The organism is Sphingobium sp. EM0848 (assembly GCF_013375555.1).
Classification (GTDB): domain Bacteria; phylum Pseudomonadota; class Alphaproteobacteria; order Sphingomonadales; family Sphingomonadaceae; genus Sphingobium.
In genome coordinates, this window is record NZ_JABXWB010000005.1 from 1,614,380 (window position 1) to 1,629,186 (window position 14,807).

At 65.8% G+C, this 14,807-nt stretch carries 5 protein-coding genes; all 5 read right to left on the reverse strand.

The annotated features are described in order from the left end of the window. Positions 1-69: 69 nt before the first annotated feature. The gene (locus HUK73_RS25450) at positions 70-6,951 is read right to left on the reverse strand and encodes a histidine kinase (protein WP_176594512.1); all 6,882 of its coding nucleotides are present in this window, start codon (positions 6,949-6,951) and stop codon (positions 70-72) included. Next, a complete protein-coding gene (locus tag HUK73_RS25455) occupies positions 6,951-8,744 on the reverse strand; it encodes a ShlB/FhaC/HecB family hemolysin secretion/activation protein (protein WP_176594513.1) in 1,794 nt (597 codons plus the stop codon). The genes HUK73_RS25450 and HUK73_RS25455 overlap by 1 nt, the downstream gene beginning before the upstream one ends. Before the next feature lie 150 nt (positions 8,745-8,894). Beyond that, a complete protein-coding gene (locus HUK73_RS25460) occupies positions 8,895-9,641 on the reverse strand; it encodes a hypothetical protein (RefSeq protein WP_176594514.1) in 747 nt (248 codons plus the stop codon). Further along, a complete protein-coding gene (locus HUK73_RS25465) occupies positions 9,628-11,667 on the reverse strand; it encodes an adenylate/guanylate cyclase domain-containing protein (RefSeq protein ID WP_176594515.1) in 2,040 nt (679 codons plus the stop codon). The genes HUK73_RS25460 and HUK73_RS25465 overlap by 14 nt, the downstream gene beginning before the upstream one ends. Positions 11,668-11,669: 2 nt before the next feature. Then, a complete protein-coding gene (locus HUK73_RS25470; protein WP_176594830.1) occupies positions 11,670-14,723 on the reverse strand; it encodes a CHAT domain-containing protein in 3,054 nt (1,017 codons plus the stop codon). Positions 14,724-14,807 lie beyond the last annotated feature (84 nt).

The window sequence follows — 14,807 nt, forward strand, 5'->3', positions numbered from 1 at the left end:
ACCGTGCGTTTCTCTCTACGGGTTCAACCCGTTGTTTCAATCCCGTTTTGTTGATGCTCGCAGATGAGCTCAACGTGTGCCGCTGTCACTACAGGCGCGGGCATCGGGTCCACCACAGGGGCGTTCCCACAAATCTTCATTGCCCGCGCCGGTCACTGGCTCGTCGATCAGCGGCGGATAGCCCTGCGCCGCGATATCGCGCAATTCGATCAGCGAAAGAGTGAAAATGCGCCCCACTGCCACCGACGGATCGACCATCGCATTCAGCGTATCATGATTTTCCAGCGCGGAACCAAGGCAAGCACCGCCGATCAGGCAGCCGTTGATCTTCGATCCCGGTGCGAAGCCACCGCTGATCCTTACCAGCGGGATCGTCTCCAACCCCGTTGCAAAACCGGCCGTCGCCCGGACAAGCTGTCCGTTGATAGCGATCTGCGGCCTGCTTCCCTGTGAAGCGATTGTCAGAACATTGGCGGTAAAGCCGCGCCTGTCGGCAAAAAGATCCGAAATCCCGCTATTCTGGATAAAGAAGGCATTGCTGACATGAGCGTTGATGATGCCAGCGCGCAGGATACCGGCGTCGTTGAGCAGTTCGTCATTCTGCGCCAGCCGCGCGTCCCGTTCGTTCAGGGAGGATGCCGCCGCCACATCGGAAATAGCCGACAAAGTCGCGGCGATGATGCTGGGGCTGCTGAGCGTCAGCACACCCGCCAGCCCACCATTGGCATCGCTGATGTCGATCAGACCGGGTCCGGCGACAATCTCCATCGCCTGCCCCGCCGACAAGGCAAGTCCCCCCTGACCCGAGCGCCCGGTGAGACGCACAGCGCCCAGCACCCGCAACCGCCCGCTCGTGCCAATGCTCAGTACGCCTCCACTCGCCAGATTGGCAGTGCCCAACGTCAGATCCTGAACAATGAGGTCAGGCGTTCCCGTGCCATGGGACGGCGCGTTGATGGCAATGTTATCCGCCACGACGCGCGCCAGTTCCGCCGCTGACAGGCTATAGGCGCCGCTCACGTCGCCGCCGCCAATATAGGCGGGCTGCTGTGCATTCACCGATTGGAAGCTAATGCCGGTCGTGCCACTCAGGCTGCCGATCCGGGCCCCTCCTCCGATAACAATATCGCTCGACCCGATGTTGATGGTCGGGGCGTCTAGCGTCCCTGTCACGCTGGCCAATCCGCCCGCATTCAGGGTCATCGGGCCGACAGCCACGGCGTTGGAGACGCTCAGATTGCCACCCGCGCTCAGCGTCAGCGTCCCAGCTGTTGCATTGGCCCGCGCTACGATCATGGCACCGCTTGCGCTCAGGCTCACGGTTCCGCCATTCGCGGTGATCGCCCCGGTCGAGGCAATGTTGGCAACGCTCAGCGCGCCCGTCCCGGCGTCAAGCAGGCTCAACCCGCCCGCGCCAAGCCTCTGGGCGCTGATCCCCAGGCCAATCAAGGTCAGGTTACCGCCTGCGATGGCATTGCCGATAGTCAGCCCGCCTCCGCTGGCAGTCATGGCAATGGCGCCCGCCGCCTGCGCATCGGCAACGCTCAGACTGGTCGCGGATTGCAGGAGCAGGTCGCCGCTCAACGCATTAAGGCCATTGCTGGCGATGCCGTTGGCGGCGATGTCGATGGAGCCCGCAGTCACCTGCCCCGTCAATTGCGCCAGCCCATTCAACGCACGAAGCTGCAACAGCCCGGCCATGGCGGCATTGCCAATCTGTATTCCGCCGCTGGTCGCCGTCAATTGCTGGCTACCGGCAAGCAAGGTGCCGATGCCGATATTCGCGGCGGAAATTGTCCCGCTGCCCGTACCGATGCTCAATTGTCCGCTAACGGAGAAGGCCCCACCGATCGCGATGCCTCCCGTACCCAGGGCGTTGCCGCTGGCGTCTGTCTGGTCCAGCAATCCGCCCGAGGTCAGATCACCGAGCAGGATATTGCCCGCGCTGCCCAGACCGATGGCCACCGATCCGCCCGCCCGCACGCCCGCGCCCGCGCCGTTGAGACTTCCCAACGCATAGAGGCGAAGGTCGGTGCCCGCATCCAGCACGCTGCCGCTGGCAAGGTTGATATTGCCGCCCTGGCTGAGGATTGTCAGCCCATTGGTCGCATGCAGCGATCCGGCCGAAAGCAGACTGGCTTCGCCCGGTGTGCTCAACAGGATGCTGTCGGCGGACAGGCTGTCGCCGCCCGCCGGGCGCGCGCTGTGGCTCAGCGTAATGCCGGTGCCGGACGTGCCGGTCAGCGGGCCAGCCACCGTCAAGCCGCCGGCTCCGGTAAAGGCGAAGGAAAGCGGTCCATCGCTGGTGAAATCAGCGCTTCCGCCGATTTGCACAGCATTGGATGCGCTGACGGAAATGCCGGAAAAACCCGCGACCGGCGTCCCCAGGCTGACCAGAGCGATTGATCCGTTGACGTGCAGTCCGCCGTTAACCGCCGTGCTGCTGTCGGAAATGGTCACACGCCCGCCCGTCGTGCCGCTCGCACTCATATACAGCGTGTCGATCAGGCGCTGCGCGCCCGGCATCAGCGTCCCGCCATCGCCATTGGCGAAGCCGGCCGCGCCGCCCGTGCCAAGGCCCGTCATCCCGGCCGCCGAAACACCGCCCGGCCCGCTACCACCGATCCCGCCAAGGCCGCCCAGTCCATCGGCCAGCAGGGTGATGCCGCCGAGCATATAGTCGCCGTTAGCGGCATCGAAAGCAGCGGTTCCGCCCGTGCCATCGCCCCCGCGCCCGCCAAGGCCTCCGCTCAGGCCCACATCGCTGCCCGCGCTGCCATCGGCACCGGCGCCACCCTGACCCACCGCCGTGATACTGTAGCCCGGCGTCTTGGGCAGGCCGCTCGCAAAGGTCAGATGGCCGCCGTTGATCTGTAGGGTCGCGGTGCCCCCGCGAGCATAGCCGCCCGCTCCACCGTTCCCACCGACCAGACCGGCTGTGCCGGACGCGCCCACACCGCCTGTCGCATTGCCGCTGACCCGCAGTGCATTACCGGCAATAGCCGTCGCATCCGCGCCGACGCTGAACAGGGCGGTGCCGCCCACGGCATTGCCGCCATTGGCGCCGGGCAGTTCCGTGCCGCTGCGCAGGCCGCTGACGCCACCCGCGCCGCCCAGCGCTTCCGCCAGCACGCCGATATCGCCCGCGTTCAATTGAGTTGACGAACCGGACAGGCCGATGCTGGCCGACCCGCCAAAGGCATCGCCCCCATTTCCGCCGATATTGTCAAAGCCTGCGCCGCCCAGTCCGCCCAGGCCATTGGCCGTCACGCGCAGGGCGCCGCTCACCGTCGTCGCGCCGAAGTTGATGTTCAGCGCCGCGATCCCACCCGCGCCCACACCGCCCGCTGTGCCCGCCAGACCGCTACCGCCGGCACTGCCGATACCATCGGCGCTGACGATCAGGTTTGCGAAGGATGGATCGACATCGACCAGCATGGTTGCGTTGCCGCCGATGCCCCGGCCACCCGCACCGCCGCTGCCATTGCCCAGATCGAAGATGGGATTGCCGTTGCTGTCATAGGTGCCGGTGAAGGTGCGGCTGCTGCCTGCCTGTCCGCCCTGTCCGTCAGCCTTGACGGTTACATCGCCAATCGCATGCCCTTCGTTGAGATAAGAGAAGCGCGCTGTGCCGCCCATGCCGTCGCCCGCCGCACCGCCGGAGCCATCACTGCCGCCCGTTCCGCCGACGCCCTCCGCCGACACGAACAGCGACGGTGCGGTCAGCGCGCCCCCGGCCAGCGTCACATTGACCGTACCGCCCGTTCCATTGCCGCCCGCGCCCGCACTGTAGAGGCCTTGATCGTTAGTATAGGTCTCCCCGCCCTGACCGCCTTGCCCAAGCGCCCGCACAACAACACCGCCATCGGCCAGAAGCTGTCCGCTGCTGCCCGCAGTCATCAGCAAACCAGCGGTTCCGCCGACGCCGGTTCCGCCCTTGGCGCCATTGATCCCATAGCCCTGAGCGCCGTCACCGCCGATACCGCTGGCATCGATGCTGAGCGTCGCGACCTGAAATGTGCCGCCCTGTGATGCCAGCTGCGCGGTGCCGCCCTGCCCGGTTCCGGCCAGAGCCGCCACGGACGGGGCTGTCCCCGCCCCTTCCGCCACGCCGCCGGTACCGATCGCGCCGATGGTGAGCGCGCCAATGCTCGCCGTACCGCCCGAGATCAGAAATCCTGCCGATCCGCCAAACCCGCTCCCGGCCTGGAATGGCGTCAGGCCACCACCTATGCAGGTCGGGCAATTGCTGGCCGAAGCGCCACCCACGCCAAGGGCCTGAACATCCACCAGATTGGCTGTCAGGCTGCCGCCCTGCACCGTGACATTCGCCGTCCCGCCCGTGCCGTTGCCGCCATTGCCGTCATTGAAGGAAATGCCCTCGATAGAAGGCACAGAATTGCCATTGGCTGAAAGATAGAGGTTGCCAAAGCTCAGTGATCCGCTGCCCAGGCGGCTTTCCACGGTAACGCTGCCGCCCAGTCCGTCACCGCCCCGTCCGGCAACACCATAGGTGGTCCCGCCGCCTACGCCTTCCGCGCGCAGGTCCAGTTCGCCCAGAGCGGAGAAATCGGCGTCGCTGGCGTAGAGCAGGATCGACCCGCCCGTGCCGTTGCCGCCATTCAGCCCATAGCCGCCATTGCCGCTGGCCGAAGCGTTGCAAAAATAACTGCTGCAATCCGTGAGGGAGAAACGGCCCCGCTGGCCACCCGATATACTGGCGAACAGGGTTACACTGCCGCCTGTACCGTTGCCCGCCATGCCCGGCGCACGACCCACCGATCCGTCGGCATAGGCGTGGAGCGCCGCCGCGCTGAAGCTGCCGCCCGCTGCGCCGATGCTGATCGTTCCGCCGATGGCATCCGGCGTGCCCGGCGCCGGCAGCGACAAGGAATCCGTTGAATAGCTCTGCGCATCAGCCGTTGCATAAAGAAGCTGCGCTATGTTGATGCTACCGCCATCATGCGCGGCAACGGCAATCCGGCCACCCCGCAAGACCGCGCCCGAGGAAAGACCACCCGCCCCGGAAGCATTGGCATAAAGCGACATGCTGCCATCGACGCCAAGGCTGCCAGTCCCGCTGACATCGATATCAATACCGGTCGCGCCCGGAGTCACCCCACCATAGCTGCCACCATCGCCCGCAGAGCCTGCCGTCGCGGATACATTGGCGGTGAAGCTGGCCCAGCCATGGGTACCACTGGAGAGAGCGACACTGATATTGCCGCCGGTCGCGCTCCCCGCCAGCCCCGATCCTGCATCGCCACCCGATGCCTGTGCCGACAGATTCACGGCTCCCAGATCAAGCCCCCCGGCTGCACCGATGTTGGCGGTTCCGGCGGTGCCCGTCAGCGCGATGCTGCCCCCCATCGCGTTGCCGCCATTAACCGGCGGCGCAGGCAACTGGGAGCTTCCGACCCCCGCCGAAGCATTCAGCGTCGTGCTGCCGAAACGCAGCGTACCGCCTTCCGTCCCGATCGGCCCGGTGGCGGTCAACGCGGACAAGGCGATCGTCCCACCCGTGGCATTGCCCGATCGGTCGTTGCCATAGCCGCTGAAACCTGAAGCCGTGGCGGTCAGCGATGCGGCCTGAATCAACCCGCCGGTCGCGACCAGATTGATGACACCCCCGCTCGCATCCTGCCCGACCAGTGGTGGCGCGCTGATCCCGGCATCGCCATAGCCATTGGCGTTCAACGCCAGATTGCCGGCAATATTGATCTGCCCATTGGTCGTTGCGTCACCGCTGCCACCGAAGGTCAGCAGGTCGATCCGGCCGCCATTTGCCCCCATCCCCGCGCTCAGGTTCATGTCGCCGTCCGCGACGATCGAACCGAACTGATCCGCGTTCAGAGTGATGCCCTGTTCAGCCGATGCGGTGACGCTATTGAGGAAATGCGTCGGCGTGCCCGATGCCGACTCTATCCGAATCCCGCCCGTGGCGTTGGCGCCCTGACTGCCATTGGGTGTGGCGCCGATGAAACCGCCCGCAATGTCATAGCCCGCCGAAAGCACGACCCCATTATCGTCGGAAATCGCGGAGACAGCAGGCGTATAGCCGATGGTGCCGGACAGCAGCATGGTCAGTGCGTTGTTCTTGGGCACCGCGACCATATAAACGCGCTGTGGATCGCTGCTCCCGGTAGAACCCGGTCCGGTCGTCGTGCCACTATGCACCACGCCGTTTGCGTCGCTCGTCCCGGCGGTGATCGTGATGTCGAACAGCCCGTTATTGATGCGAATATCGGCCGTTTCGGCGCCGACATAGGCGACCGAGCCATTGACGTTGACGGTCCCCGCCTGCACCACGCGCGGCGCGACGAGCGCAACATAGCTGCCCGCTGCCAGCGCGTTGATCTGTGCGCCTGCCTGCACCTCGACCGCTGAACTGCTCCCCGCCGTGCCCTGGAAGCGGATTTCGCCGCCGCTGCCGTAAAGGCCGCCGTTCGTGTTGATGTCATTGCTGGTCAGCACCAGCGATCCGACATTGAAGACGCTGCTTGGTCCGGCAATGATCCCGCCCGGCGCATAGAACCAGATATTGCCGCCCGTGCTGCCGAAGATATCCGACTGCACCGTGCCGTTAAGGGCCACGATGCGCGACACTGCCACGCCGCTGCCGTTGACGGGCTGGATGCGGTTCAGAACCGTATAATTGCTGAATGACGGACTGGGACCCGCAGTGAACTGGACGCTGTTCCCCGCCGGCAGGAAGTTGACGGCGCCGGTGCCGCTGGTGTCGCTTGGCGTCCAGTTGATGACGGCTTCCGTGGCATTCACCGTAATGACGTTGTTGCCCGCCGAAATAGAGGCCGATCCCGGCGTCACGACATTTCCCGTGCCCTGAAAACCCGTCTGCGCATGGGATGGCGCATGCCATATGGCGGCGAACGCAATCACGCTGGCGCAACCGCGCAGCAGCCTTGCAGGAGAACCGGACCTGTTCATCATCAACGCCTCCACGGCACAAGCTGCGTGGTGATCGAAAAGAGCAACCGCGTGTCGCCGCGCTCTGTCTGGAATCCGGCCTTGCGCAGCGGCGTCGCGACCGTCAGGTCCAGCCGTGCATGGTTGGACCATGTGGCGCGCACGCCGCCGCCCGCCGAATAAAGTTTCTGCGGATCGAGCCCGGCATAATTGGCGCTCTGGTGCCACATCCAGGCCGCATCAAAAAAAACGAAGGGTTGCAAGGCTATAGCGCCCGGCCCCTTGGGCGTGATCCGGCCATAGCGCAGTTCCGCTGCCACCCCGACTCCGCTGTCGCCGGTCAGCACGCCCGGATCATAGCCCCGCCCGACCGTATAATTGCCCGCGCTCATCTGCTCATAGGATAGCAGCACGTCCGGGCTATATTGCGCCCTCGGCGCAAGGGCGAAGGTGACAACCGGCGTTGGCCGATATTCCGCCTGCGCGCTCGCACGCAGGACAAAGGCTGTGGGATCGCCATCCAATTGGCTGATTGGAACGGCGCAATTTACAAAGGTCGCGCCGCATTTTTCGCTTGCGCCCAGCCCATTGAAGCCCTGCCGGGCCTCCAGCGCGCCGCCGATCCGCCATTTCGGCTCAATCCCGGAATAGCCGGCGGTGCTGACGACGCTCTCCGGATCGATCAGCTCGCCCTCCAGCCGCAGGAACAGCACGCGCAATCGATCGCGCGACAGTGGCACCTTCACCGTCCCCGTGCCAAAGCGGAGATCCTGGTTCACTACGTCCAGTCCGCCTGTCGCCAGCAGCGTATGTGCCTGCCGCCGAGCGATCGGATAGCTGAGTGCTGCCGTCGCGATCATTGTTTCGGAGGACAATGGTGCGCCGACGATGCCCGGCTTGCTCCACGCATAAGTCAGATCGCCCGACAGCCGCATCCCGTCATGACCCAGCGCCATGCTGTGCCCGACTTGCAGCACCGTCTGTTCGCTCGGCTGGGCGGTGTTGAAGATGCTGAAGACCGTGCTGTCGCCCATGCCGATCATGTCATTGAAACGCACGCGCGCCATCCCGCCGAAACGCCCGACCGCATTGCTGCCGAGATTCTGGACATTGACATCCATCTCGACCCGCTGGCGAACCACCTGCACTTCGCCCACGACCTCGCCGGGCGCCGTCCCCGCTGGACGCAGCGCCAGCCGCACGTCATAGCCGGGAAGGTCGCGCGCCAGCAGCAGGTGCCGTTCGGCCTCATGCACGTTGAACACCGGCTGGCCCTTCAGCGCCTCCATATGCGCGGCGATCAGCCGCTCGCTATAGCCGGCATTGCCGCGTATCTCGATCGCGACCAGCTTCGCCATGAAAATGTCGAAACGGACGGTCCCGCCCTTTTCAATGCGCTGCGGCGGCACCTGCACCGCTGCCAGATACCCCATGGCCCGCAGCGCCGTCGCCGCCCGGTCGCGTATCTCGCAAAGGCTCGCTATCGGCACATCATGCCCGGCCAGATCGCTCCAGCTGTCCTTGAGCATGGCCGGGTCGACGATGCGCAGGCCGTCGAACTGCACATCGGCAAAATTCACGGTGACATTGGCATAACGCGGATCGGCGAGCGGACAGGGCGCCCGCTCCACCCCGCCCACGACGCTCAGGCGGCTATGCTCCCGCGCCGCATCGCCGGGCAGTTGTCCACGCGTCAATTCCTCGCGCGTCGGCGCACGCGGCGCGACCTGCGCCAACGCCGCCACGGGCATCAGCATCGTCGCCGCCAGCGCCAGGCTTCCCAGCCTCGATGCCTTCACCAACCCCTTATCGCGCATAGACGTCCCCAAACCGTCCGGCGTAGCCCTGCAGCCGCCTGGTCCCTGCCCTGTCATTTTCGGAAGCGCAGGCCTTTTGGCCTGTCACCCCCGCCCCGTTTGCGACCGTGTCTGCCCGTTATCAGCGCGTCCGGGCGCCCACAAGCGCTATCAATTTCGCGCTGCCCCGTCGGCCAACGCCGCCGTGTCCACCAACAGATCGAGCTGCGCCGTGCACTGATGCGCGATCAGGCCAGTCGCCACGCCATCGAGTGCCGCCGCGTTTCCGAGCAGGGCAAAACGAACTTCTGTGTTACGCCCGCCATCACTCAGGCGATAAGCCGCCCCTTCCTTCACCGGCGCCGCAACGGGCCAGGCCGTCACGGACTCGCCGGCGGCAAAAGTCGCGCTTGCGTTAACATTGTTGCCGCTGATCCGTACCGTCGCGGGCTTGGCTGCATCGGCACGCCAGAGACGCACCGCTCCCGGATCGGCCACGCAGAAGGTCCCTGACTGGTCCATGTCGACCATCCACAAATTGGGTCGGTGCGGCGGCGCGGCAGGTGTATTGCCCACATTGCCGCGCACGGCCCCGGTCCGGGCCCGCCGCACCCGCTTGGTGTCGAGCAGCGCGGAAAGCATGACGCCATTGGCCGCTGCCGCGCCAGCCGGAGCGCTGACGCTGAAGCTGCCCGGCCCGCGCAGGGTTCGCGTGCCCTTCGCGTCGAGCAGCGTCACCACATCGCCCGCCTTCAGGGCGATCATGCCGCCGTCCGCGAGCTTGCTGCCGGGCCGGTACGTGGCGGCAGATGGCCCGGTCACCCGGACCACCATGGTCTCTGCAAAGGCGGCTGTGCCAAGACCTGCCACCATCCCCGCTGCCAGCGCGCAACGCGTGGCGACTCTAGCCCAAAGCATAGGTTGATCCTTCCCCAATAGATTCATAACGATAAAGCAGATTGGCGATCGCCGCATCATCGCGATAATGGTTAACCAGAGCTTGGAGACGATTCAACGCATCGGCCTGCGCATCGGCATCTTCATCCTCGAAAGCCGCCAAGATTCCGGCCAGCGCCGCCCGGTCCGCGACCGGGAAATCGGGTGCCGGTTCGAACAGATCGACCGGAGTGGACCGTCCGCGCAGCCGCACCCGCCCCATTGGCCGCCACCAGTCCAGCCCGGACAGCGCCATGGCCTCCTGGCTCACCAGAACGCTTGTTTCCAATGCCTTGTTCGCTGCTTCCAGCCGGGAGGCCGTGTTCATGCTGTCGCCAAGCGCGGTATATTGGATGCGCCCCTCGCCACCGAAATTGCCGACGATCGCCTCGCCGTGGTGCAGCCCCACCCGAGTGCGTCCGATCGGCGGAACGCCGGGGGGCAGGTCACGGCGAAAGGCTTCCCCCGCCTGCCACATCGCATAGGCGGCCAGAGCCGCATTGCGTCCGTCGTCCGGCCGCGCAATCGGCGCCCCCCAGAATGCGACGACCGCATCGCCCACGAACTTGTCGATGGTCCCGCCATGGGCCAGCACCACATCGCTCAGCATGTCGAGATAGCGGTTGAGCAATTGCGCTACCATTTCCGGCGCGATAGAGTGGCTGAGTTTCGTAAAGCCCTCAAGATCGCTGAACAGGGTGAAGATCGGCCGCTTCTCCCCATGCAAGGCCAGCTTTTCGGGTTCGGCCAATATCTGTGCGGCAATATCACGCGGCAGATATTTCCCCAGCGCCGCCTGCGCGAAACGCCGCTGTTGCGAAGTCACCGCGCGCGCCGCGACGCCGATGGCGGTGAAGGCCAGCACCCAGCCCAGGCCCCAGCCCACGGCGGGCAGCCCCTTGGTGTCCCACCCCCGCGCCTGTAACCAGAGCGGCAGCCCGGCAATTGCCCCCGCCTGTACAGCGAGCGCCGGCAACAAGGTGAACCAGCGCAATTCGGCAAGGCTGGTGATCGCCGCTGCCAGTATGACCAGAAACGCCGCCAGCCAGCGCGACCCTTCCGGCACAGCCGGCAGGCGCGCGCCGTCCAGCAATTGCGCCAGCATGGTCGCATGAACCTCCAGCCCGATCATGGTCGATCGCGCCTGTCGTCCGGACAGCGGTGTTTCGAATTGGTCGATATCAACGATATCCCCCCCGATCAGCACATGGCGCCCGCGGACCATCGACGCCAGCGCGGGCGCCATGGCGGGATCGGCCAGCATATCGATCTGAAGGCTGGGGATCACCGGCTCCTCCGACCCGTCCGCCTGTTTGAGTGGCAGGCGAAAACGGATCGCGCCCCGATAGTCGCGGAACAACGGCGATGGCTGCATCGCGAGCGTCAGCAGCGGCGGCTGTCCGGGTGTCGGCGCAGGCCAGCTTCGCGCGACATTGTCCGCATCGGTTTCCAGCCGGATGCTCGCCGGATGCACATGTGCCGTTCGCGCCTGCGCCGTGAAGCGGTCGAGAAATTGCTGTTGCTCGAAAATGATCTGCTCGCGATTGTCCCCCAGACTGGCATATCCCAGCCAGACGGGCGTGCGCATCGTGTGCAGCGCGGCGAGCAATTCCGCATCCTCGTCCTGCGGCTGGTCGAACAGGATATCGATGCCGATGGATTTCGCCCCCATCGCGTCGATATTGCGCAGCGCCCGCGCCAGCAGTCCACGGTCCAGCGGCGACCGTTTGCGGGTCGCGATAAGCGTCTGGTCGTCATAGACCACCATCAGGATGCGCTGGTCCTGCGCCACATGCGGTGCGAAGGTGGCCGCACGCCAGTCGTAAAGCCCCCGCTCGGCATCCGCGGTTGGGATTTCCCGCTGCGAGCCCGCCTCGCCCAGCGGCCGGTTCCAGTCCCAGCCCGCAACGAACAGCGCCAGCAACAATATCACCAGCGTCGCTGCCAGCCGCCAGCGTCCGGCATCCCGAACCACCCGCGCGCTGCGGTGCAACAGCCCGGCAGTCATGACTAACGGTGCACGATCAGCGGGCGCGCACCGTCACCGATGATTGCGAAACCGGACCAATAGAAGGGATGGGAGGTTTGGGGATCGTCCATCAGCTTCACCTGCGCCTCCCGCAGTGCTTCCGCCATGGGCTGGTCGGGTGCGGCGGCGAACAGTCCGGCCATCAGTCTTTCAGTTGCATGATAATCCTCAGGCGCAGGCCAATGGCTGGCGATCACCGCCCGGCTGCCCGCCCCGATGAAGGCACGCACCAGTCCGTCCAACGCCCCGCCGCCGCCCGAAAGCCCCGCAGCCCGCGTCGTCTCCACGCCTGCTGCACCTGCCGTATCGCAGGCCGACAGCACCACCAGATCGGCATTCAGCCGCAGGTCGAAAATCTCCCCAAACTGCAACAGCCCGTCCGAAAACTTGTCCGGCGCAAAGCTGGTCAACAGCGCCGGTCGCGCCGGACAGCCCGGATGCGGCGGCGTCACCAACCCATGGGTCGCGAAATGCAGGATACGAAAACTGTCAAGGTCGCGCCGCCCCATCACGGCCTCATCAGTAAAGGCCGCACCTGTCACCAGCTCACTACCCTGTCCGCCGATGGCCTGTGCTGCCTCGCGCAACTCCGTCGCCGGGATCGGCCGGTTCCATTGCAAGGGCGACCAGCCGCAATCGTCCGTTCCGCCGTCCGCCAACACGCCACGCGTTGAAGCCGTCATTTTCGGCCCTGCCAACGGTGCATTGTCCCCAAAGCCGATATAGCTCTGCGCGGCGCTCGACGGTGCCGCAGCTCGCGCGTCGCGGAACGCACGCGCCGATAGCGCCGTACTCACCGCATGATCGCGCCCCAGCCATTGAATCCCGCGAAAATCGAACTCGTCGCCGCCCTGCGCCACCCGCGCCTGATAGGCATCGACGCCCGCCTGCCCTGCGATCAGCAGATTGACCGGCAGTTGCAGCATCGCCCCATCCGGCTCGAAAATCAGATGGCGCGCAGCCGACAGCCGCTGCTCCACTGGTCCGAAAAGGTCGAGATAGAGGCTGCGAGCCACCGGCACATCCAGCGCATAAGTGGTTTGCGCGCCGTTCACATCGATGGAAATCGTTTCGCGCAGGGTTGCCACCTTCTGCGCCACCTCGGTCGCGCTGGCGGCCAGCCGGTAGCCGGTTGCCCCGCTGCCGTCGATCCACAAGGCGTAGAAGGCATCACCCAATTGAGCCAGCTTGAAATAGCCTTCACCCGGCTTCAGCGTCGCCTGCATCTCGGCCAGTGTCAGGCCCTGCGGACTGACCGCCCGATATTGCGGATAGGCTGTGAGTGACGCCAGCGTGTTCGCCTGATCAGTGGCGAGTTGGTCGACATCCGCCTGTGCCTGCGCGACCTGCTCTCCCAAAGTCGCGTCCGTCTCCGCCGCCTGCCGCAATTGCGCCAGCGCGATCCGTCCGCGCTCAATGTCGCGGGACAGGGAAACGGACTGGCGGAACAGCCGCGCCGCCTCGCTATCACCCGCCGACAATTCGCGGGAAAGCTGCTCCAGCGTGTCGGCCGCGCCCGGCCGCACCAGCATCTGCATCGCGGTGAAGAGGTCCGCCGCCAGTTCCGGCCGCTGCGGGATATCCCGCGCCAGCAACGCGAAATAGGGCTGCAACTGGTTCGCCATGCCGGTCAGCGTCGCGCGATTCCCGGTGGCTGACGCCATGATGCCGCGATAGACCTTCAACGCATCCTCGCTGCGTCCCCGTCGCGCGAGGAACGCCCCCAGTCGCGCCCTGGCACCGTTCAGCGCCACCGTCTCGGGATATTGCGCCGCCAGCAGCGCCACCGACTGGTTGAGATTATTTTCAGCCTGTTCGAAATTGCCTTCATCCTCGAAGGCCAGCCCGATCTCGCCCAGCAACTGCGCGCGCAGCCGGGCGATTGAAGTCACCCGTCCGTCGCGGATCGCCACTGCGCTCGCCATCGCCTTGTCCAGCACCTCACGCGCGGGGCCAGGCTGCCCCGACAGTCGCAGGATCGTGCCGCGCAACTGCTGCGCCTGCGCATCGATGATCGCGGCGCGCTCGGCCGGGGTCAGCGCCGTATCCTGGCGCGCGCCCAGTGCCCGTGCCTGCGATGCGCCGCTGCTCATTTCCGCGGCCACTTCCGGCGACAGGGTCACGGCATCCCCTTCCGCGATGGCAGTCCCGCCACCCGCCAGCGGACGGTCCAATATCGCCAGCGCGCCTTGCAGGTCCTGCTGGTTGATATGGTGCATTGCTTCGAAATTGCGCCGCAACCGAAGTTGCACGGCATCGCCTGTGGCCATCGTCCGCGCCTTGGCAAAGGCCGCGTCGGCCTGATCGAACAGGCCCAGATTGGACAATTGCAGCCCACGATTGACGAGATATTCATGTGCCCGGTTGGTCCGCTCTGCCGGGGTCAGCTTGCCGGTTTCGGGATCGCGCGCCAGCCGATCGGTCAGACTGTCGAAAAACTCCGCCGCTTCGGCATAATTGCCGGACGCGTTGCGCCTGTACCCCTCGGCCAGCACCGTCTGCGGGTCCAGCGTTGCCGCCTGCAGGCGCGCGAAACCGGCGTCGCTGCTGCCGACCGTGGCGATATCGACCTTGCCCGGCACGGTCCGTCCCGCCATGACGGAGCGCAAGCCCAGATCAAGCGCGCTGGCATAGGCGGCATAGCCTTGCGCGACATAAAGAGTCCTGCCGCGCGCTACCGTGACGATGCGATAGGTGCCCAACGCCCCGGTACAGTTGCGTATCAGCGCAGGTCCGATCTCCGGCAAGGTCGCGCCGCCCGCCGCACTGCATTCGACCGCCACCCTGCGCGATGCCGTCAGCCGCTCCAGCAACCCCGCATCCTCGCCCGAACGCAAGGCATAGATTTGTCCGACCGGCCGCGCCGCATCCCGGCACACCATCGTCCACGCGCGGTCGAACATGGTTCGGGAAGCCGGATCACCGGCGGCACTCTGCGCCTGACACAGCGCGCTGCCTTCGGTACCGACGCGGAAGCTGTCCCGCAAAAGCGCATGGTCGTCCGCCTGAGCGTGTAGCGCGACCGACAGACTCAGGGCGCCCGCACCGGCCAGCCCGCAAATGATCTTCCCCACAGCGCTCAAAGGCTTATCCCCCGACCCTGCCGGATTACCCCGTGC